This is a genomic window from Nocardia sp. NPDC050630, from assembly GCF_044457245.1.
In the GTDB taxonomy this organism is placed as follows: Bacteria; Actinomycetota; Actinomycetes; order Mycobacteriales; family Mycobacteriaceae; genus Nocardia.
On record NZ_JBITGN010000001.1, the window covers coordinates 493,773 to 514,649 of the forward strand.

General features: G+C 65.9%; 14 protein-coding genes and 1 pseudogene. 9 read left to right on the forward strand and 6 right to left on the reverse strand.

Features of this window, described 5'->3' with window-relative positions:
• Positions 1 to 5 precede the first annotated feature (5 nt).
• Entirely contained in the window at positions 6 to 4,238 is a 4,233-nt protein-coding gene (gene hrpA, locus ACIBG0_RS02120; RefSeq protein WP_397028413.1) for an ATP-dependent RNA helicase HrpA, read from the reverse strand.
• Positions 4,239 to 4,566: 328 nt separating this feature from the next.
• Here hrpA and ACIBG0_RS02125 point away from each other — a divergent pair.
• Positions 4,567 to 4,770 (forward strand): annotated as a pseudogene (locus ACIBG0_RS02125) (hypothetical protein); the annotation flags it as partial.
• A 27-nt stretch (positions 4,771 to 4,797) separates the two neighbouring features.
• Positions 4,798 to 6,021 carry an aspartate aminotransferase family protein gene (locus ACIBG0_RS02130; protein WP_397028414.1) on the forward strand — a complete coding sequence of 408 codons (1,224 nt, stop codon included), beginning with the start codon at positions 4,798 to 4,800 and terminating at the stop codon, positions 6,019 to 6,021.
• 71 nt (positions 6,022 to 6,092) lie between these two features.
• Here the strand turns inward: ACIBG0_RS02130 and ACIBG0_RS02135 are convergent, their stop codons facing one another.
• A complete protein-coding gene (locus ACIBG0_RS02135) occupies positions 6,093 to 6,797 on the reverse strand; it encodes a class I SAM-dependent methyltransferase (protein ID WP_397028416.1) in 705 nt (234 codons plus the stop codon).
• Positions 6,798 to 7,048: 251 nt separating this feature from the next.
• On the opposite strand from ACIBG0_RS02135, the gene ACIBG0_RS02140 reads away from it, so the two are divergent.
• Both ACIBG0_RS02140 and ACIBG0_RS02145 read left to right on the forward strand, forming a co-directional pair.
• Positions 7,049 to 7,681, forward strand: coding sequence for a TetR/AcrR family transcriptional regulator (locus ACIBG0_RS02140; RefSeq protein ID WP_397028417.1), 633 nt, complete (start codon positions 7,049 to 7,051; stop codon positions 7,679 to 7,681).
• Complete coding sequence (locus tag ACIBG0_RS02145; RefSeq protein WP_397028418.1) at positions 7,678 to 9,273, forward strand: MDR family MFS transporter; 1,596 nt, start codon at positions 7,678 to 7,680, stop codon at positions 9,271 to 9,273. Before ACIBG0_RS02140 ends, ACIBG0_RS02145 begins: the two co-directional genes overlap by 4 nt.
• 67 nt (positions 9,274 to 9,340) lie before the next feature.
• On the opposite strand, the gene ACIBG0_RS02150 is transcribed toward ACIBG0_RS02145, so the two are convergent.
• Positions 9,341 to 9,817 carry a L,D-transpeptidase gene (locus ACIBG0_RS02150; protein ID WP_397028420.1) on the reverse strand — a complete coding sequence of 159 codons (477 nt, stop codon included), beginning with the start codon at positions 9,815 to 9,817 and terminating at the stop codon, positions 9,341 to 9,343.
• A 325-nt stretch (positions 9,818 to 10,142) separates the two neighbouring features.
• Between ACIBG0_RS02150 and ACIBG0_RS02155 the strand changes: the two genes are divergently transcribed.
• Genes ACIBG0_RS02155 through ACIBG0_RS02165 form a run of 3 tightly spaced genes read left to right on the forward strand, consistent with a single transcriptional unit; the run spans position 10,143 to position 12,719 of the window.
• Positions 10,143 to 10,466 (forward strand): hypothetical protein, encoded by a 324-nt coding sequence (locus ACIBG0_RS02155; RefSeq protein WP_397028422.1) that lies wholly within the window; start codon positions 10,143 to 10,145, stop codon positions 10,464 to 10,466.
• Positions 10,463 to 11,746 (forward strand): hypothetical protein, encoded by a 1,284-nt coding sequence (locus tag ACIBG0_RS02160; protein ID WP_397028424.1) that lies wholly within the window; start codon positions 10,463 to 10,465, stop codon positions 11,744 to 11,746. Before ACIBG0_RS02155 ends, ACIBG0_RS02160 begins: the two co-directional genes overlap by 4 nt.
• Positions 11,733 to 12,719 (forward strand): hypothetical protein, encoded by a 987-nt coding sequence (locus ACIBG0_RS02165; protein WP_397028426.1) that lies wholly within the window; start codon positions 11,733 to 11,735, stop codon positions 12,717 to 12,719. The genes ACIBG0_RS02160 and ACIBG0_RS02165 overlap by 14 nt, the downstream gene beginning before the upstream one ends.
• A 303-nt stretch (positions 12,720 to 13,022) precedes the next feature.
• Here ACIBG0_RS02165 and ACIBG0_RS02170 read toward each other — a convergent pair whose 3' ends face one another.
• A complete protein-coding gene (locus ACIBG0_RS02170) occupies positions 13,023 to 13,532 on the reverse strand; it encodes a GNAT family N-acetyltransferase (RefSeq protein WP_397028427.1) in 510 nt (169 codons plus the stop codon).
• 444 nt (positions 13,533 to 13,976) lie between these two features.
• Between ACIBG0_RS02170 and ACIBG0_RS02175 the strand changes: the two genes are divergently transcribed.
• A complete protein-coding gene (locus ACIBG0_RS02175; RefSeq protein ID WP_397028428.1) occupies positions 13,977 to 15,620 on the forward strand; it encodes an acyl-CoA synthetase in 1,644 nt (547 codons plus the stop codon).
• A 125-nt stretch (positions 15,621 to 15,745) separates the two neighbouring features.
• Positions 15,746 to 16,435, forward strand: coding sequence for a DUF5134 domain-containing protein (locus ACIBG0_RS02180; protein WP_397028430.1), 690 nt, complete (start codon positions 15,746 to 15,748; stop codon positions 16,433 to 16,435).
• A gap of 257 nt (positions 16,436 to 16,692) precedes the next feature.
• On the opposite strand, the gene ACIBG0_RS02185 is transcribed toward ACIBG0_RS02180, so the two are convergent.
• Both ACIBG0_RS02185 and ACIBG0_RS02190 read right to left on the reverse strand, forming a co-directional pair.
• Positions 16,693 to 17,394, reverse strand: a complete 702-nt coding sequence (locus tag ACIBG0_RS02185) for a PhzF family phenazine biosynthesis protein (protein WP_397028432.1) — start codon at positions 17,392 to 17,394, stop codon at positions 16,693 to 16,695.
• A gap of 101 nt (positions 17,395 to 17,495) precedes the next feature.
• The gene (locus ACIBG0_RS02190) at positions 17,496 to 20,777 is read right to left on the reverse strand and encodes a DUF4132 domain-containing protein (RefSeq protein WP_397028434.1); all 3,282 of its coding nucleotides are present in this window, start codon (positions 20,775 to 20,777) and stop codon (positions 17,496 to 17,498) included.
• Positions 20,778 to 20,877: the final 100 nt, after the last annotated feature.

Below are 20,877 nucleotides of genomic sequence, written 5' to 3' on the forward strand. Positions count from 1 at the left end.
TGGCATCAGCGGCGGATGGCGGCGATGGCCTTTTCGATGCGCTTGGTGGAGACCGGGTACGGGGTGCCGAGTCTCTGGGCGAACAGGCTGACGCGCAATTCCTCGATCATCCACCAGATTTCGGTGACATCGGGCGCGTGCTTGCGTGCGTCGGGCAGGGCATTGACGAGGCGGTCGTATGCGGCGAGGGCGCGGTCGATTTCGATCATGCCCTGTCGGTCGCGCACCGCGGAGCCGGGTAGCGACTCCAGGCGGATTCGGGCGGCCTCCAGGTAGCGGGGTAGTTCGCGCAGGCGAGCGCCGCCCCACTCCGAGATGAAACCGGCGAAGATCAGTTCGTCGAGTTGGTGGCGGACATCGTCGGCGATATCGCGTTCGGAGGTATCGGCGAGTGCGGACGCAACCTGGTGCGCCCCGGCCAACACCGGCACCACCAACCGCACGATGCGGGCCACAGCGGAGACGAAGTCGGGGCGGATCTTCGAGACCAAGGCTTCGAACTGCTGCGGACTGCGCACCGGCCCACCGGCGGCGGCGATCAATTCGTCCGCGGCCGCGGCGCGGCAATCCTCGATGAGCGCGTCGAGCGAACCGTACGGATTCTGGCTCAGCGCAAGCCGTTCCCGCGGTGGCAGGCTGGCGGTGACGGTGCGGACCGAGGTGGGAATCGCGCTCAACACCAGTGTGCGCGTGCCGACCCGCATAGCGGCGGCCTGCGCCGCGGGGGAGCTCAGCACGCGCACCGCGACACCATCACCCTCAGGGACCAGCGCCGGGTAACCGGTGACCGTCTGTCCGGCCACTTCGCTGCGTACCGTCGGCTCGACCGTTCCCAGCGATTCCGAGGTCCACACGGTGGCGGGCGCACGTTCCGCACCCGCGGTGGCACGGGCGACCGAGGCCGACACCTGCTCGGAAAGCTTGGTTTTCAACTGGGCGAGGTTCTTCCCACGCGCCAGCACTCGGCCTTCGGCATCAATAGCAGCGAAGGTTATGCGCAGATGGTCCGGCAGCGCGGCGGGGTCGAGATCGCTCGGCGCGATGCTGACCGCACCGAGTCGCGACAGTTCCCTGGCAAGGCCGATGCGCAGGGGTTCGGCGCGTGGAGTGAGCGCGGCGAGTGCGGCGGCGGCGAAGTCCGGTGCGGGAACGACGGTGCGGCGCAGGGCCTTCGGCAGCGTCTTGATCAGCGCGGTGGCCAGCTCGTCACGCATACCGGGCACCAGCCAGTCGAAGCCGACGGCGCGCACATGCGCCAACTGCTCGACCGGGATCCGCACGGTGACGCCGTCATCATCGTTGCCGGGCTCGAATTGGTAGGTGAGTGGGAAGCTCAACTCGCCTTGGCGCCAGGCGTCCGGAAAGTCGGTCGGGTCGAGCGTCGCCGCGGCTTCATTGACCACGGTATCGGTCGAGAAGTCGAGCAGCGCGGGATCTTTGCGCTTCGCGGTGCGCCACCAACTGTCGAAGTGACGCACCGAAACGATATCGGCGGGGACGCGCTTGTCGTAGAACTCGAACAGCACCTCGTCGTCGACGAGGATGTCGCGGCGACGTGCGCGGTGCTCCAAATCGGCGACATCATCGAGCAGTTCGCGATTGCGGTGGAAGAACTCGTGGCGGGTCTGCCACTCGCCCTGTACGAGGGCATGCCGGATGAACAGCTCGCGCGACAGTTCTGGATCGATCCGGCCGTAGTCCACCGCGCGGCTGACCACTAGCGGTACGCCGTACAGCGTGACCCGCTCGTACGCGCGTGCTGCGCCACGTTTGGACGACCAATGTGGTTCGGAGTAGGTGCGTTTCACCAGATCTCCGGCCAGCCGCTCGGCCCACTCCGGCTCCACTCGGGCTGCCATCCGGCCCCAGAGCCGGGAGGTCTCGACCAGTTCGGCCGCCATTACCCAGCGGGGCGGCTTCTTCGCCAGCGAGGACCCGGGGAAGATCATGAATTTGGCATTGCGTGCACCGAGGAATTCGCGGGTCTCTGCCTCGCGGACACCGATGTGGGACAGCATGCCCGCCAGCAGTGCCTGGTGTATGGCGGTCGAATCCCACGGGGTGCCATCGTTTTCGAGTGCCTCGGCGGCCTGGAGTTGCGAAGCGGTGGTGTTGTCGCGCGCGCGGCCACGGCGGTTCGCCTTCGTGCGAGACGAGTCCGCGCCGCCCGAGTCCGCGCGCGCCGAATCGGCGTCATGCCTCTTGCGCTGTCCACCATCCGAATTGCGACTGTCCGCAGCGGATCGCCCACGGCGCGAATCGCTTTCCGAGCCGTCGCCCTGCACCGTCCAGCCGAGCCCACGAGTGATGGTCCGCAACTGCCCGTGCAGATCCTGCCACTCCCGGATCCGCAGATAGTGCAGGAACTCGTCGCGGCACATACGTCGGAACTGATTGGACGACAGCGACTTGCGCTGTTCGGTCAGATACTCCCACAACCGCAGGTAGGCCAGGAAATCCGAACCCTCGACCACGAAGCGGGCGTGTTTGGTGTCCGCGGCTTGCTGATGCTCCGCTGGACGTTCGCGTACATCCTGAATGGACAGCGCCGCGACGATGATCAGCACATCGGCGAGCACGCCGTTGCGGTGGGCTTCGACCAGCATGCGCGCCATTCGCGGATCCACCGGTATCTGCGCCATTTCACGCCCGGTGGGGGTGAGCGTCAGCGTCGCGTCGGACACCTTTTCCGCTCGGCCTCTTTCGGGCGCGGTGCCGTCGGTCGGCTGGTCCGAGGGGATTGTCGAATCAGCCTGCTGCCGAGCCGGTTTCGCCGTCGCGCGCGGAGCGAGCGCACCCAATTCCTCCAGCAGCGCGACACCGTCGCGAATGGCCCTGCGGTCGGGCGCCTCCACGAAGGGGAACTTCTCGATATCGCCGAGTCCGAGCGCGGTCATCTGCAGGATGACGGCGGCCAGATTGGTCCGCAGGATCTCCGGTTCGGTGAAGGCAGGGCGGGCTTCGAAGTCTTGCTCGGAGTACAGGCGAATGCAGATGCCATCGGCGACGCGGCCGCAGCGGCCAGCGCGCTGGCGGGCCGAGGCCTGCGAGACCTCTTCGATAGGCAGGCGCTGCACCTTGGTGCGCATCGAATAGCGGGAGATGCGGGCGGTGCCGGGATCGATGACGTAGCGGATGCCGGGGACGGTCAGCGAGGTCTCGGCGACATTGGTGGCCAGCACGACTCGTCGCCCCGGATGCGGCGCGAAGACACGATGCTGTTCGGCGGTGGACAGGCGCGCGTAGAGCGGCAGGATCTCGGTGCGTGGAATCCGCAAGTCGCGCAACGCATCCGCGGCATCGCGGATCTCGCGTTCGCCGGATAGGAAGACCAGCACGTCGCCGTCGCCCTCGGCGAAGAGTTCGCGCACCGCCTCACCGATGGCGTCCACCGGGTCGCGGTCCGCGATCCGGGTGTCCTCATCATCGTCATCGGCGGCGACGGGTAGCTCGAGCGATAGCGGCCGGTATCGGATTTCGACCGGATAGGAGCGGCCGGACACTTCGACAATCGGTGCGGGAGTGCCCGATTCGTCAGCGAAGTGGCGGGCGAACAATTCCGGATCGATGGTCGCGGAGGTGATGATCACCTTGAGGTCCGGTCGGCGCGGCAGCAATTGCTTCAGGTAGCCGAGCAGGAAGTCGATATTGAGGCTGCGTTCGTGCGCCTCGTCGATGATGATCGTGTCGTAGCGGCGCAGCAGCCGGTCGCGCTGGATTTCGGCGAGCAGAATGCCGTCGGTCATCAGCTTGACCAGGGTGCGATCGGAGGCCTGATCGGTGAAACGCACGGTGTAGCCGACGACATCGCCCAGTTCGGTGCCCAACTCCTCGGCGATGCGCTCGGCGACGGTGCGCGCGGCCAGCCGGCGTGGCTGGGTGTGCCCGATCGTGCCGCGGATGCCACGGCCCAGTTCCAGGCAGATCTTCGGAATCTGGGTGGTCTTACCCGATCCGGTCTCACCGGCGACGATGACGACTTGGTTGTCCAGGATCGCCTTGGCGATATCGTCGCGGCGTGCGGAGACGGGTAGCTGCTCCGGATAGCGGATTACGGGTACCGCGGCACGGCGGGCCTCGACGCGCTGCTCGGCCGCCGCGATCTCGGCCGTGATACCGGTGAGATCGCCGCCGCGGGCCCGGTCCAGGTTGCGGCGCAACCGGTGTTCATCGCGGAGGGTTACGGCGGCCAGGCGGGTCCGAAGCTCGCGGAGATTCGCGTTGGCTGTCCTGGTCATTGCGTTCACCAGGGTAGCGAAACCGGCGCGTCGAATCCGACTCGGGCGTGGGCATCCGGTGAGCACACCGGCGGTGCGGCCGCCGACACTGTTGCTGACGTGCGGCCATCGAATCCTCTGTGCTCGGCGTCACAGTGTCGCTGATCGCGTGCTCCCTGACCTTACGCGGTACTGCTGGCGCACATCTGCGTGCGAGACGGACCGGGGTGGGTGGCTACGGTGGTGCAGCGCATCATGCCTATGGTGATGATCGTGGACTAGGTGCTGGCGCCGGTCGCGCTGAGCTATTTCCGGGCGACTGATCGCGGGCTAGCGGGTCTACCCGCTCGGCTACGGTGCATACATCCTCATTCGTGGCCGGATCGTCGACTGGTATCCGTTCCTCGATCCACGGCATCAGGATTATGTGTCGACGACGATGGGCCTGGTGGTCCTGGTCATCGGATTCGCGCTGCTCGCCGTCGCGGTGGCCGGGCTCGGTGCGCCGTGCAGCCGTCGGCACGGTGCCGGGCCAGCCGGGGGAGCGAAGTGAGATAGTTGTCGAATAGAGGTGGTTGATATGGGCGCGCTATGGCATGGTTTCGCCGACATGGGTGCCGTGGAACGCGACGGCGCATTCGTCGTGGCGCGTGGCGAGGGGGCCTACATCTACGACCAGGCGGGCACCAGGTATCTGGACGCGACGGCCGGGCTGTGGTTCACCAATGTCGGGCACGGACGCGCCGAGATCGCCGATGCCGTCGCCGCACAACTGCGCACGGTCGCGCACTATTCGAATTTCGGTGATTTCGCCGAACCCGCCACCCAGGAGTTGGCGGAGAAGTTGGCGAGCATCGCACCGGTGCCGGGCAGCAAGATCTTCTTCACCTCCGGCGGCTCGGATTCGGTGGATACCGCGGCCAAGCTCGCCCGTCGCTACTGGCACGAGCTGGGGCGGCCGGATAAGACCATCGTGGTCGGAAGACAGCGCGCGTATCACGGAATGCATATCGCGGGAACGGCTCTGGCGGGGATTGCGGTCAACCGCGAGGGCTACGGCGAGCTGATGGCCGATGCCCGCACCGTCGAATGCGACGATGCGAAAGCGTTGCTCGCGCTCATCGAGGAGATCGGCGCGGAGCGCATCGCGGCCTTTTTCTGCGAACCCATTATCGGCGCGGGCGGAATCTACCTGCCGCCGGACGGCTACCTCACCGAGGTCCGTCGCATCTGCCGCGATCACGATATCCTCTTCGTCATCGACGAGGTCGTCACCGGTTTCGGCCGCATCGGCGGATCCTGGTTCGCCGCAACACGTTTCGAGCTCGAACCCGACCTCATGACCACCGCCAAGGGCCTCACATCCGGCTATATCCCGATGGGTGCGGTCTTCATCGCCCCACACATCGCCGACCCCTTTTTCCGCGGCGGCGTCTGGTGGCGCCACGGCTACACCTACGGCGGCCACGCCGGCGCCGCCGCAGCAGCCCTGGCGAACCTCGCCATCATCGAACGCGAAAACCTCCTCGACGCAGCGAAGCGCCTGGAGTCTGCCCTCGACGAGAAGCTCGCACCCCTCGCGGAGCATCCCCGCGTCGCCGAGGTCCGCAGCGGTCTCGGCGCCGTCGCCGCCATCCAACTCGCCGACCCCGCCGAAGCTCTGCTGTTCGTGAAAACTATACGCGCCCATGGCATTTCCGGACGCGCGGCGGGTCAGGGTGCCATGCAGATCTCCCCGTCATTTGTCATGACCGACACCCAAGTCGATGAACTCGTCGAGGGCTTCACCCGTGCCCTGGGCTGAGCCCTCGATGTCGATGCAATGACGCGTGGGTCGCGCCGGACAAAGCAGCCCGCGACATGGCTTGTGGCGGATCAGTCCAGCCGAGCGCACAGCAGCCAGGCCGGAACCGACTTGAGGCCACTGGGTTCGTCGCGGATGCCCTCGAACCGGAACGTCGGGCCGCCCGTGGGCGACTCGACGTCGCCCGTGGGCAGGTTGCCATGGATTCGTGCGGGCCTGATCTCATCGATCGTCCAGTACTTCTGCACCGCCGCCCGGAGCTCGTCGGCGGTGACCGGCGCCGGGCCGGGTCCGGGCACTTCGGGCAGGGCGGCCCGGTCGAACACCAGCGCGAAATACGACGCACCCGGTGCGGCGGCGCGCACGATCGACTGCTGGTATCCCTCGCGCGACTCGACCGGGATCGAATGGAACAGCGTGCTGTCGACGATGGTGCCGAAGCGGCCGTCGTAGCCGGTGAAGGAGGTGATGTCGGCGACCTCGAAGGAGGCGTTGGCCAGGCCACGCCTGGACGCCTCGGCGCGGGCCAGCTCGATCGCGGTCGCCGATAGATCCAGCCCCACCGTGGTGTATCCCCGCTCGGCCAGATACAGCGAGATCGCCGCCTCCCCGCATCCGACATCGAGGACATCGCCATGGAATCTGCCCTGCTCGATCAGCGTGGCGAGTTCGGGTTGGGGTTCCCCGATGCTCCACGGCGGTTTGACGCCCGGCCCGAAAGGACCGGCCGTGCCTCGATAGATGGCTTCGAAATCGAAATCATCCGACGCTGTCATAGCGTATGGGTATCACGTTGGCGTTGAACTTCGCGTCAGCCACGCGGCCAGAAGGCGGATGCTATCAGCTTGTGGCCGGCTCGATTATCGAGGCCGACGCGTGGAAACGAGTCGCTCAGGTTGCGCGTAGCTGGTGATTCGCTTCCGAGTAGGTCTCGCCCCGAGGTGTCCGGGCGGGGCCGGAGCAGCCGCAAGCCATGTCCTTAACTTGCAGTTTCTGAAAAATTGCAGTTTGTGCTACTTTGGCGAACATGTCCAAGGACGAGCGCCCGATCGGGTTGCGGGAGCAGAAGAAACGCCAGACCGAGCTCGATCTCTGTCTAGCCGCGCGACGGCTTGCGGTCGAGCGCGGACTGGACGCGACGACCGTCGAGGACATCGCCAGAGCGGTCGGCGTCTCGCCCCGCACGTTCTTCAACTACTACGAGACGAAAATGGATGCGGTCGTTGGGCCGATCGGCGAGATCGGCACTCCGCGGTTGCGCGAGCAGTTCATCGCGGGTGGTCCGAGCGGCGTGCTGATGGACGACCTCGCTTGGTTGTTCATGCACGGCTTCGAATCCGAAAGCGAGGTGCGCGAGGGTATCGCGCTGGTTACCGAGATCATCAAGACCGAGCCGCGGGTACTCGCGGCCTTCGTCGCCTCGGGCGCTCGCTTGCAGAGCGTTATCGCAGACCTTCTCACTGCTCGGCTCGGCAGTGTGGTTTCTCCCGAATTCGCCGGTCTGGCAGCGGGATTCGTGACGAACATCACCTCGCTGGCGGCGATGACCACGGTCGGAGATCCGACCGTATCGCTGGCGGCGGCAGTACGCGAACACTGCGCAATGGCCGCGCGGCTGTTCGAACAGCACGACGGCAAGAAAGAGAGACGGAAGAGATGACCATCACGGCCGAATCGCCACCTGCGCCGATTATCCTGACCCAGAAGCGGATCTGGCTCATCTTCGGCGCGTTGATCGCGGGGATGTTCCTGGCCAGCCTGGACCAGACCATCGTCGGCACCGCGATGCCGACCATTGTCGGCGATCTGGGCGGCATCTCCCATATGGCTTGGACCGCAACGTCGTATCTGCTCGCGACCACCATCATGATGCCGATCTACGGCAAATTCGGCGATCTTTTCGGACGGCGCTGGCCGTTCCTGTTCGCCATCACCATCTTCACCGTAGCCTCCATCGGCGCCGCGGCGTCGACGAGTTTCTGGGAGTTCATCACCTTCCGCGGCCTGCAGGGCGTCGGTGGTGGTGGTCTGATGATTCTGGCGCAGGCCATCATCGCCGATGTGGTGCCCGCCAAGGATCGCGGCAAGTACATGGCCCCGATGGGTGCGGTCTTCGGCATCACCTCGGTCGCGGGGCCGCTGCTCGGTGGTTTCTTCGCCGATCATCTCGGCTGGCGCTGGTGCTTCTGGATCAATGTGCCGATCGGAGTTGCCGCGTTGTTCATCGCCTTTCGCTACCTGAGCATCCCCAGCCACCGGCCCAAGACCCGGCCGGACTATCTCGGTGTGGTGTTGATGTCGGCCGCGACCACGCTGCTGATCTTGATCACCGACTGGGGCGGTAAGCAATATGCTTGGGACTCAACGGTTATGGTCACCATGATGGTGGCGTTCGTTGTGGTGGTCGCGGCCTTCGTGCTCGTGGAGGCGCGCGCCGAGGAGCCGATGCTGCCGCTGTGGTTGTTCCGCAATCGCACTTTCGTGCTGACCTCCGCCATCGGCTTCGTGGTCGGCCTGGTGATGTTCGCCGCCCTCGCCTTCATCCCGACCTATCTCCAAATGGCAACGGGCGCTTCGGCTTCGGTTTCGGGCCTGCTGCTGATTCCGATGATGGTCGGTCTGATGATCACGCTGATCGCCTCGATGACGATGATCACCAAAACCGGCCGCTACAAACTCTATCCACCCCTCGGCGCGGTCCTGATGTTCGCGGACATGCTCTGGTTGACCCGCTTGGACGCGGACACCCCGATGTGGGTCGTCTCCGCCATGCTGTTCGTCATGGGTGCTGGCCTCGGCCTGATCATGCAAATCATCGTGCTGGTCGTCCAGAATGCCGTCGCCCCGGACCAGATCGGCACCGCCACCAGCGCCAACAACTACTTCCGTGAAATGGGCGGCGCGCTGGGTGTAGCGATTTTCGGCTCCATCTTCACCAACCGTCTGACCGAGGGCCTCACCGATGTCTTCGTCTCGCACGGACCTGAAGCCGCGGCCGCGAAACTGGATCCGGGCGCACTGGTGCCCTCGGTGGTCAAGCATCTGCCGGACGGGCTACACGACGCCATCGTCGGCGCCTACGTGGATGCGTTGGTCCCCGGCTTCTGGTACCTGATCCCGGGCGCGGTAATCGCCTTCGTACTCGCCCTGTTCATTCCCCATATGAAACTCGCCGATGAGGCAGGCATGGTCGCTCGCGGCGAGGCGGTCATGGCCGAAGACGCGGATCGGCAACTCGTCGGCGAACATTGAGGCACGCGAGGTATGCGACGGGCCCGGGCGGAATCCACCCGGGCCCGTCGCGTGCGCAAATCCGGTGTCAGCGTACGACTTCGACCACGTCACCAGGGTTGAGATAGCGGTAGGTCGCTTCGGCGCCCTCCGGGGTCATGCGGATGCAGCCGTGCGACTGCTCCTCGATGGGGCCGATGTGGGTGGCGATATCGCCGTTGAAGAAGACCGCCCACTTCATCGGAGCGTTGTGCATGGTGCTCCAGAAGTCTTCCCGCTTGAAGGCGACCTTGAAGACGCCCGGCGGCGTCTCATATCCGGGTCGTCCGTGCGAGATCGGCGTCGGACCGTAGGTGACCTTGCCGTTGTCCATCAGCCAGGCCTCGTTCGTCGATAGCCGCATGCACATGCGCGCGGTCTCGCCACACGGTGCGTAGACGGGAGCCGGCGGAATCGGTGGGATGATCGCCGGTGTACCGATATCCGGACCACCGGGCCACAATGGTTCGGCCTGTGCCGTTCCCGCCATCAGCAGCCCAGCGGAAACGGCACCGATGAGCGCCACGGATCTTACCGACAACTTTCGAAAACGTCTGCTGTTCTTCACGCTTCTGACCCCTCTGATGCCGGCACCCTGGGCGTGGATCGCCAGGGTGGTGATGGGACCAACTTCGTCCGATAAGCATAGAACCGGCACTAGGTGAAAGTGATCATTTTCGTTTTCTACCTCGGTGCCCATGGAAGCGGGCCGGCGCCGCATAAGCGATCGATCCGGCGGCATAGACTTCCAGCGGAACGAAAGGATCCACGCGCGCATTGCTCGGGTCCCAAGTACGCTCGGAGTGTCGAAATATGACGCGACAGATTGGTTTCCGTATTAAGGGGGAACAGTGGACGCGCTGAAGCTCGACCCGGCGGCGATGGCCGCCTACACCACGATCGCGAATACGGTGTCGCAACAGCTTGCCTCGGCGTCGGCGGTCGCGGGTGGTGCGGTGAACCCCGAGCGGCTGGCCGCCGACCTCGGTCAGGTCGGCGCCGGATTCGTGGCCAGGTTCACCGAGAAGGTGAACGAACACGTGCAGGCGCTCTCGACCGCGGGACAATTGGTTGCCGCGTACGGGCAGGTGCTGCGCGATTACAGCGCGGACATGCAGGGTATCGATGTCGATTCCGCGGGCGCTCTGGCCCGGCAAGGAGAGGCGCTGCCATGAGACGACTGCTTCGACGGCGGCCGGCGAACAACGCCTCCGATGCTCCCGCGAGCACGTCTGTCGATCCGAATGTGGATCCGCCGATCGTGGCGGCCCTGGTCGAACCGATGCTGCAATTGCGCGCCTCGCTCGGCAGCGGCGTCGCGACTCCGGACCAGTCCGTCGTCAACGCGCTGTCCGCCGCGTCCACACAGGCCGCCGATGCCGAGGGCCCGCACCGCGAGGGCCTGCACGCCCTCGAATCGACCTGGACCTCCCGCGCCGCCGACGATGCCGTTCCGGCATTGCGCACCACGCAAACTCAGATCGGTGATATCACCGACCGCGGACCCGAGTACCTGTCGGTGCTCGGCGATGCCCATGCCACCAGCGCCCGCGCCGCGCGGAAGGTGGACCAGATCATCGCGGACTTCCGTCGCGACGCCAAGCAGATCATGAGTACCGCCAGCGCATCCTCGGATACCGATGCGGTGATCGCGCGGGCGACCCAGGCGCTGCGCGATGCGGTCACCGCGGTCAGCACGGCGCAGTCGGAAATGGACGGCCACACCGCGCGGCTGGATGCGATGGGACCGCTCACGGTCACCACACCGCAGGGTGTCGGCACCGCCCAGCAGACGGTCGCGCCGGGTATCACGAACGGCACGACCACCGCGGGCGTGACGACAACGACGCCACTGGATCCGGTGCAGGCGGCCCAGCTCCAGTTGCAGCAGTATCTGATCAACGCGGGCGTTTCGGTCGGCACCGCAGCCATCGATGCCGGGGTCAATATCGGCACCCACCTCATCGACAAGATCGCCGAAGTCGGCACGCACGCCATGGACACTGTGGCCGCCTCAGCTGACAAGGCCATCGACAAGGCGATTCCCGAACTCATCCATCCTGGGAGCACCACGAATTCGCCCACCGGCGGTGACAGCGCGAGCAAGCCAACGAATGTCATCGACTTCGGCGGTGGATCGGGTCAGTCGTCCAAGCCCGCGCCGAATATCGGAACCAACTCGGTGATCCCGCCGAGCCTGGACGGTCCGACCGCGACCAAACCCGCTCCCGCGCCACAGGCACCGGCCACGAGCGCGGACACGCCGCCATCGCGCCCGTCTGGTCCGGAACCAACGAATCAGCCCGGCACCACCGGTGGTCTGGCCATGCCGCCGTCGTCGCAATCCGATGAGGACCGCCGACCGCGTGACGGTCAACTCGGTGTCACTGTGCCGACCGTATTGGCGACCGTCCCGCCTGCGGTGATCGGCGAATTCGACGATGACGAGCTCTGATTCCGGCTCATCGAGCCAGAACCAGGGCAATCCGTTCGATACCGGGCTGCCCATGGTCCGGCCCGCCGCTGCGACCCCGAAGCGGCGCCGCCGCCCCAACGGACGCCGCGGTTCGGGCCAACGCCGGACACCGCTGGCCGATGCGCTCGATCCAGCCGAGCGGCCGCGCCGCCCTCGCCCGGCCGGGGATTGGCAGGAGTGGCTCGAACCGCGCCGTCCCGCGACGGCGCCTCCGGAGGCGGAGCGCAGTCGGCCGCGCACGCGTGCGATAGTCGCCGATGCTGAGCTACCGGCCGAGACCAATTCCGTCGTGCCGACGATCATCGATCGGTCCGGTGGCAATCCCGGTCCGGCACTGCGGCATCCGCCGCGTCGTCGCGATCCCCAATCGAACGGCGGCGGCAACCGAGTTGTCGCAGTGCTGATCGTGCTCGGTGTGGTGTTGGCGGTCGTCTCGGTGCTGATGTTCGTTTTCGGCGGTTCCGGCGATCACAAGCGACCGGCCGCGGCGACGACCCAAGCCGTCCTGGGTGGAACAGCCGGGCGTGCCCAGGCAACGACGGCGCCGAGCGACCAACCGTCGGCGATCGCCACCCCGGGCTGCGAACAGCGGCGCACCGGTGATGTCATCTCCGGCACCGATCCCGGCGGCACCAGCGATGGGCCATCGGCGATCCTCGCATTCGAGCGTGCCTACTATGTACAGCGTTCCGGATTCGCCGCGCGCGGCGTAGTCGACAATGACGCGAATGTGCCTGCCGCCGACCAGATCCAGCGCGGGATCAACCAGCTACCGATCGGCACCCTCTACTGCGTGCAGATCACTCGGGCGGGCAGCGATGCGGGGCAGGCACATTGGGAGGTCCAGCTGACTCAGCAGCGGCCGGGCGAGCAGCCACAGACCTTCACACAGATCATCACGACGCGAACGGCGGGCAATCGCACGCTGATCACCGCGATCAACGCGGCGTGACCGGTCCGCCGAACGTCGCCTATCCGCATGACTGCGCACCGAAGTCAGCGAGGTCCGTTGATGCGTGCCATCAGAGGATGCGCGTCACCAATCCGAGCAACCATGCGCCGAAGGTCGACAACGCTCGTCGGGTATGCGGCGTCAGAGGGTGCGCGTCATGAAGACGCTGTGCGGATCCTCGACGTAGTCGGCGAACGGCGCGCAGATCTCGAAGCGGTGGCGGGCGTAGAGCCGTTGCGCGGGGGCGAAGTACTCCGACCAGTCATGCGCCGAAGGTCGACAATGCTCGTCGCTTTTGCGGCGTCAGAGGGTGCGCGTCATGAAGACGCTGTGCGGATCCTCGACGTAGTCGGCGAAGGGGGCGCAGATCTCGAAGCGGTGGCGAGCGTAGAGCCGTTGCGCGGGGGCGAAGTACTCCGATGCCCCGGTCTCCAGGCTCAGGCGCTGGTAGTTGCGTGCGCGGGCCTCGGTGATCAGGTGGTCGAGCAGGACAGAGGCGATGCCGCGGCCGGTGCGATCGGTGGCGGTGCGCATCGACTTGATCTCGCCGTGGGTGGGGTCGAGTTGTTTGAGTGCGCCGCAACCAGCGAGTTCGTCGTCCTCCCAGGCGCTCCAGAAGGTGACGTCGGTTCGACGGAGCGCCTCCAGGTCCAGGGCGTGCACGCTGTCTTCGGGCGAGTTCTCATACATCTCGGCCAGATGCTGGGCGAGCAGGGCAGCGACCTCGGGACCGGACAGATCATCGAGGGCGATCCGGAGCCCGGCGGCCGGTGCGGTCGGCTGCGGAAGGCATTCGCCGATATCGCTGGACATCCGTCCATCATGGATGGTGCCTGCGTGGGCACTGCTGTCTGGGTCGGTACTCGACGAACCCGCCGGTGACGCTTTACTGTGAGGGCACTCGCCCTCACCTAGGTGGACAACGATGCCGATATTCGAGAAGTTCGCGTCGCGTGGTGCGCTGATCGAGCCGAAGGCCTGCGCCGAATGCGGATATCGGGAGCGTACGAACTCATTGATGTACCCGAGGATGCGCTCGGCGGCTTGTCGGGACTGCTGCCCAGCGCAGTACCCGCTCCGATCCGACATCCGCGTCTTCCACTGGTGCCCTGTCCCCGTCGCTGGCCGAGCGGGCGCGGTGTTGATCGCCGAGAGGCGCGGACGAGTCGAACGCTGTGCCTCGGCGGTCGAATCGGCTGTGACCGAAGGGGGTCAGGTCGGCGAGCGGTTGGGTGGATTAGGCGTCAGGATCGAATCATGAAGTTTGCGAACAAGGTCGGGGCGCTGGCCGCAGCGGCGGCGCGTCGGGCTGCCGATGAGACCTATTACGCCGCCCTGACGGTTCGTGCCGGGCTCGCGACCCCTGAACGGCCGGATCGACTCGCCCTCATGGGTGCCGCAGTGCTGCGGTCCGGGCTGCTCGGCGGCCTGACAACCGTTGCCGCCCTGCGCTATCGCGACCGCACCGCCATCGTCGATGAACTCGGTCGCGTCAGCTTTCGTGAACTCGACGAGCGCAGCACCGCGCTCGCGCATGCTTGGCGGGCGCGCGGACTGCGCGACGGGGAGGGGGTTGCGATCCTGGCACGCAACCATCGCGGCTTCCATTACGCGGTCTTCGCCGCCGCGAAATGCGGTGCTCGAATCATCCTGCTCAATACCGACTTCGCGGCACCGCAACTGCGCGAAGTAATGACCCGCGAGGGCGCCGATCTGCTGATCTTCGACGACGAATACGCCAGTATGCTCGGCGATTTCACACCGCGCCGCGGCCGCTACCGCGCCTGGGCCGATAAACCAGGCGTAGACACTATCGATAATCTCATCGCGGGCGCGGCCCGCACGCCACCGCGCAAGCCCCGCACCCCAGCCCGCATCATCCTGTTGACCAGCGGGACGACCGGCACCCCGAAAGGTGCGCCGCGCGGCAGCGAGCCGACCTCGCTCTCGCCGCTGGGTGCCATTCTCGGAAAGGTGCCCTTCCGTGCCCGCGAAATCACCGAATGCCCTGCGCCGCTTTTCCATACGCTCGGCTTCGCACACGCGGTACTCGCCATCGGGTTCGGGTCCACGCTGGTGATCCGTCGGCGTTTCGATCCTGAAGCAGTGCTGGACAGCCTGGACCGGCACGGGGCCACGGCGATGATCGCGGTGCCGGTGATGTTGCGGCGGCTCGTCGATGCCGGACCGAAAGCCTTTGCCGGGCGTGACCTTTCGCGGTTGCGGATCATCGTCGTCGCGGGCTCCCAGCTCGGCGCCGACCTGTGCGTCCGGGTGACCGAGGCATTCGGGCCGGTGGTGTACAACGTGTACGGGTCCACCGAGGTCGCCTACGCGACCATCGCCACGCCAGCGGATTTGGCGGTCGAGCCGGGCTGTGTCGGCTCGCCGGTGCCCAGCACCACGGTCAAGATCTTCGACGACAACGATCGAGAAGTAGGCACCGGCACTACCGGACGCATTTTCGTCGGCAACAACTACCAATTCGAGGGCTATACCGGAGGTGGTGACAAGGCGCGCATCGCAGGATTGATGTCCACCGGTGATGTCGGCCATTTCGACAGTGCTGGAAGGCTTTTCATCGACGGACGCGACGATGACATGATCGTCTCCGGCGGCGAGAACGTCTTTCCGGGCGAGGTGGAGGAACTGCTCGCCGCGCATCCAGCAGTGGCGGAGGTCAGCGCATTCGGAGTGCCGGACGATCGCCACGGTCAGCGCCTTCGTGCGGTAGTGGTTGTTCGCGAAGGCTATTCGCTCACCGCAGACGAGGTGCGTGAGCACGTGAAAACGCACCTGGCCCGCTTCAAGGTCCCGCGCGACGTGCTGTTCGTCGACGAACTCCCGCGCAACCCCACCGGAAAGGTACTCAAACGGGTTCTACGCGAGCTCCCGGCCTGACGGCCTCCGGATCGGGCGCATAACCGGGCGCTCGGGCCGCCTGTGTTGCCACGTGATCATTCGTTCACTTGGTGGGGAAAGGGCGGGCGGACGGGGTGGAGGGGTGCGAGTATGGAGGCGAGGATTTGGGTCGGGAGGTGGGTGTGGTGGAGTTCGCGCAGGAGTATGCCGCCTTGCGGTGGTCGGTGGTGGTGGCGTTTGTGTTCGCGGCTGCGGTGGTGGTTGGGCGGTTGGCGGTGCCCGCTGACGTCAGCGGGGTCGAACCAGTTCGGCTGCAAGTGAGTTCGCCTGATGCGGGTGCATGTCACGAATCCGATGCCGCTCATCTGATCATGTGCATGGTCATGCTCGCGATGCTGGTCTTTCCGATGGGAGCCGATCCGGTCGTGTTGCGCGGTGTGCTGATCGCGCTCATCATCGTATTCGCAGCCTTGCTGACAGATCGAATTGTGCAGTGGCGCAATACGACTCGTGCGCTACCCGATGATCGGATGCTCGCCCTCGGCTATCATATCGCCGTCGCGGCAACCATGCTGTACTCGATGACGGGACATAGCGGGGGCATGCACATTGATGGGCCAGCCCCGGGACCGGCGCTGACACTGGCCGCGTTCTTCGCCGTCGACGCACTCGCGTTGATCGTCGCGGCGAGTACCGGCCGTTGCCGACGCTGGCTCGGTCACCCGATCGGCATCCGAACCGACTCGCAGCAGTCGACTTCTTTCATCGGCCGCGCACTGACAACGGCGCTCGTGCCGCACATCGTGATGGACCTCGGCACGGCCTACATGCTGATCGCCGCTGCCTCCGAATAAGCTCGGGTCGTTGTCCGATCAGGCTGTGAGACGTGGGAACAGGGCCTCGGCGCTATCGTGATTGATCGCATCGAGTTGGTGAGGCTTTCACGCCCACCGAACGCAACCAGCTCGTCGCCCGCTGCGCCGCCTCGCCGAAGTCGTCCCCGATTCCAACCGCCATCCGCAGCCGCCGGGGTGGGTTGCCGCCCCCAATCCGAAAAGAGTTTCGATGCCCTGGTCAGCTGCCCGAGGACTTCCCGTCGGGTACTCGCGGTCTACAGGTCGACGACCGAGTCCGCGACGACGCGGCCGCCGAGTCGAACCCAGCCATCGGAGTCCCATTCGGTGAAGAGCTGTGAGCCCTTGCCTTGGGTGATGATCAGGCCGCGGCGCAGTAATGCGGTGAGGGCGACGGCGGCGGCTCCGGTGGCTTCGTCCTCGGTGACGCCCATGGCGGGAGCGAACATGCGCGAGCGCAGGGCGCCGCGGTGCTCGTCGGTCCAGGTCCAGAGGTAGTGCGAGCCACTGTCGAAATCGTCGGGGCGCAGATTCGCCAGCTCGTCGAGGTCGTCGAGTTGATGAAAGGTGAAGTCCGGGGCCCATTCGCCGCGTGCGGTTATCCAGACCATGCCATCGGTGAGTTCGACGGCGACGGGCCCCGCCGACACCTGCAGAATTCGCACCGGTTGGCCCTGCTCCGCGAACCACCAGGCGGTACCCACCGACGGATGCCCGGCGAACGGCAGCTCCACCGCGGGGGTGTAGATCCGCACCTTGGCGATCTCGTCGACCGGGTCCTCGACGATGACGGTTTCGCTGAATCCCGCCTTCGCCGCCAGCGCTTGGTGGTCGGCCTCGGCGACGTCCGCGGCGCGAGCGATACCGAGCTCGTTGCCACCCCGCCCGGTCGGGTCCGTGAAAACGCGCACGACCTCGACCCGCGTACCGATGCCCTCTGGTTCACCCTGTGTGCCCATGTTCGCGAGCCTACCGGCCGATGAGAAGTGGTTAATGCGCCGCCGCAGAAGTTCCGTCTGGAGGAGTCCCTCTCCGATGTCCCGATTGCCGGTTACGTCGGTCAATGCGGGCCGCACAGCCACGCGAGATCGCGCAGGATTTCCGATACGGTGACCTGGCTGAGGTCGGCGAAGGTGGCGGAATTGCGGCCCGCGAGCGCGGCGTACCTGAGCTCGTGCACGGGAGCGACCGCTTCGAACGGCTCCATGCCCGCAGCGATCCCAATGCTGAAAACTCCATCGTTCGGCAACCGCTTGTCGAAGGTATCGATGCGAACGCCGTCGCCGCGTTCGGGTGGATTCCAACCCCGATCGGTCAAGCCGTGGATGCGGCCGAGGGGCACGGTGGCGTTCGGCGGAATCGGTACGGAGGAACCGGCGAGCAACTTCGGATCCAGATGATGCACCTCCCGCCTGAGCTGTGGAAATGGTTGCAGGAGTTGGTAATCGGCTAGCACATCGGCCCAGGCAGCGGTCAGTTCGGTCCCGAGGTGGAGCGGATGGGCGATGCCGATGACGGCGTCCTCGGCGATTTCGAGTGCGGTGTCGTCGGTGTCGGCAAAGAAGTTGTCCTCGGCTATGCGGAATGAGTCGAGCACTTGGTCGTCGCGATAGGTCGCCCAGATCAGTCGGCGAGTCAGGTTGATGCGCACCGGATGTGCGATGTATCGAGTGCGCAGTTCATCGAGGGTGAAGCGGCGTTCGGTGACCATGGCGCGTTCGAGTCGCCGGATCTGGTCGGCAGCGAACTTCTTGACCGACTTGCGGATCGAGCGATACGTCGCGGTCGCCGCCGCGGCCTTGTAATCGTCGTCGCGAACTCCGGCCTTGGGCAGTGCCTGGTAGCGGGTGCCGTCGGTACCGGTAATGGTGGGGCGTAGCTGTTCATCGAAGCCGAGCACGAACTGACGCGGCCCGAAGTCGAGCAGCGCCGTGCCGTCGGGGCGCAGGCCGAGATCCGGGACCATGCGATCGGCGAGTTGATCCTCGCTCAAACCCAATTCGTCCGCGACATCGGTGACCCGGATCCGCGCCGCATCCCGGACAGCCGCGTTTGGGCCCTTCTCGCTCAACATGATCAACGCCGACAGTGCGTGGTCGGTACCGATGGCGGCGAGAGTGTCGAGCGCATTGTCTTTGGCCCCGCTCCAGAGAATATTCCGCAGCAGCTCCTCGACGGTCTCGTCATTTCCGAAGGCGGCCAACGCTTCCCAGACCCAGGCGTCCTTCGACGGCGCGCCCGCCCTGGTCCACTGGCTGTGGATCCCAGCGGCGGCTGCGGCCGAACTAGCCGGGTCGCACTCTTGGCGTACCTGTGTCAGCGCGGCATGTGGCGTGCCGGGTTCCGACATCATCATGAAAGTAACAAGATTGGCGACCGCATCGGGCGGCAGCACATGGCCGTCGCGCAACCCGATCGCGGGCAGATCGGAAATCGACAACCATTGCGGGAGAAGGGGAATCCGGGCGAGCACGATCTCGGCAGGATCGGTATCGAGCAACTCGCGCACCGTCGCGGTGGCGTCATATGCGGCCGCGGCGGCGATGATGGCATCGGTGTGACCGAGTGTGACCAGAGTGCGCAATGCCGCGGCATGCGTGCGTCTCGCCTTGCGCGCCTTGCCGAGCGCGCCCGGAATAAACGCGGTCGCGGCGTAGGCTGGATGGCGGCGCAACCAGTCCAGTGCGATGCGGCGGCGCGAGCGCAGGCGCAGCCAATCCGCGACCAGTTCGGCGACGACTGGGCTTTCGAGAGGAGCGATGGCCGCGGCGTGCTCGCGCGGGCGCTTCGTGACAGTGTCGAGGACCAGATCATGCGTTGCGGCGCCATGTTTGGCTGTGAGTGCGAGCAGGGGAGTGGCGGACCACAGTCCCCAACCCACGGTACTTGTGCGCAGATATGGTTCCGCGATCGCGAAGTCGACCTGGGCGAGCGCGTCCAGCATCCAGTCGTTGAGAAAGTCATTGCCCGGCCGAATGCGCTCGAGCCGCTCGCGAATCTCCTCCTCCGACAGCGTGCCGATGCTGTCGAGCCATTTCTCCCGTTCGCCATCTCGCCACGAAATACCAATGTCCGCAGGAACTTCCAGCGCTATGGCGGCGATCGGCTTACGGCGCGGTCGCTGCCATGGCGGTGTGCGCAGGATCGCGGGAATCAGATCGGCGGGAGTCGTATGGATCGTCGGCTCCACGGGCAGACTCTCGGCGATCAACCGGCGAGCGGATTCGGGCAGTTCTTCGCACATGGTAACGGCGAGGTCGGGGTGGCGGCGGACATGCTGGCAGAAGTCGGTGACGTTGTCCTGCTGGCAGGTTCGCGCGCCGAGCACGCGCATGGCACGTGCTGGAAACCGTTCTGTCGAGGCGAGCAGCGCCCTAGCGGTCACATTGCGCCACGAATGTCCGGCGAGGAAGTCCATCGCTTCGTCAGCGGGAATGTGGGCCAGAATGCGCGACAGGGTTTCCGGTCCCGGCGCGCAGCTATTGCCCTCACCCGCCTCCCACAGACGAATGAGTACCGAGGTGGCATCGGCACCGAGATGTGCCGCGACACTGTAGATCAGCGATTTGTTGTCACGCAACAGGTGCCAATGCCAGCCGAGTAGATCGAGGATGCGGTGCGCGTGCGCGGAATCGGTCACCGAGGCGAGCAGGAAGATTGATCCGAAGCCGTCGTCGAGTGTCGGATCGGCGAGATCGGTGCTGACCCAATCCTGTTCGGTGGGAAACAGATACGAGGTGAGCAATCGGATCGAGAGCGGGCCGCGGCGCAGCTGCCGTGCCTGGTCCAGGGCGTCGGCGTAATCCATCTCCCCGGCGGCGGCCAGCAGCGTGCGCATTCGGCGGACCAGCGTGGCAGGCGGATCGCAGGGACGTGAAACCAGCAAGCGATTCGATTGCCCGCCCCAGGTATCCGATGCTTCAGCGCAGATGCCGCTGAGCGCGGCCACGGTCGCCACGGCACATCCGAAACCGTGGGTGGCGACCAGATAATCGGCGAGATCCGCGTGGTTGTCGTAGTAGCGGCCGAGTGCGTTGTCATCCCACAGCTTGGTATCCATGCCGATCGCGGCGCACACGGCTGCGCCGAGCGGGTCGGCCTGCCGATCGCCCAGATATCGCGCACCCCGTTCGGCGAGTACCTTGTTCGAGCCGGAATGGCTCAGGATGGCGCGGATCCGATCCGTGGACTGCGCCAACTTGTCGGAGATCCGCTGTGCCGCAGCCACGTTGGCGGCGACCTCGCGCGCGGGCCACCGGCCGCGGAATGGATCGGTTTTCGACCACCAGGCGGTGGGTACCACCCAGCTGTCCTCATCGGTCGGCGGCGTGCGTACAGCCATCGGCCTGCTCCCTTGTTCGCGAGGTGCGTATCGCGGACAGGCTAGCGAGGCGCTCCGACACGTGCCGGTCGGCGCGGAAACGATAACGGCCCCGTCCGAG

What these genes read in the sequence shown, in the direction of transcription:
- ACIBG0_RS02160 (WP_397028424.1), top strand. Translation starts at nt 10,463, where the DNA reads ATGAGACGACTGCTTCGACGGCGGCCGGCGAACAACGCCTCCGATGCT.
- ACIBG0_RS02135 (WP_397028416.1), bottom strand. Translation starts at nt 6,797, where the DNA reads ATGACAGCGTCGGATGATTTCGATTTCGAAGCCATCTATCGAGGCACG.
- ACIBG0_RS02165 (WP_397028426.1), top strand. Translation starts at nt 11,733, where the DNA reads ATGACGAGCTCTGATTCCGGCTCATCGAGCCAGAACCAGGGCAATCCG.
- ACIBG0_RS02170 (WP_397028427.1), bottom strand. Translation starts at nt 13,532, where the DNA reads ATGTCCAGCGATATCGGCGAATGCCTTCCGCAGCCGACCGCACCGGCC.
- ACIBG0_RS02140 (WP_397028417.1), top strand. Translation starts at nt 7,049, where the DNA reads ATGTCCAAGGACGAGCGCCCGATCGGGTTGCGGGAGCAGAAGAAACGC.
- ACIBG0_RS02185 (WP_397028432.1), bottom strand. Translation starts at nt 17,394, where the DNA reads ATGGGCACACAGGGTGAACCAGAGGGCATCGGTACGCGGGTCGAGGTC.
- ACIBG0_RS02130 (WP_397028414.1), top strand. Translation starts at nt 4,798, where the DNA reads ATGGGCGCGCTATGGCATGGTTTCGCCGACATGGGTGCCGTGGAACGC.
- hrpA (WP_397028413.1), bottom strand. Translation starts at nt 4,238, where the DNA reads ATGACCAGGACAGCCAACGCGAATCTCCGCGAGCTTCGGACCCGCCTG.
- ACIBG0_RS02145 (WP_397028418.1), top strand. Translation starts at nt 7,678, where the DNA reads ATGACCATCACGGCCGAATCGCCACCTGCGCCGATTATCCTGACCCAG.
- ACIBG0_RS02190 (WP_397028434.1), bottom strand. Translation starts at nt 20,777, where the DNA reads ATGGCTGTACGCACGCCGCCGACCGATGAGGACAGCTGGGTGGTACCC.
- ACIBG0_RS02175 (WP_397028428.1), top strand. Translation starts at nt 13,977, where the DNA reads ATGAAGTTTGCGAACAAGGTCGGGGCGCTGGCCGCAGCGGCGGCGCGT.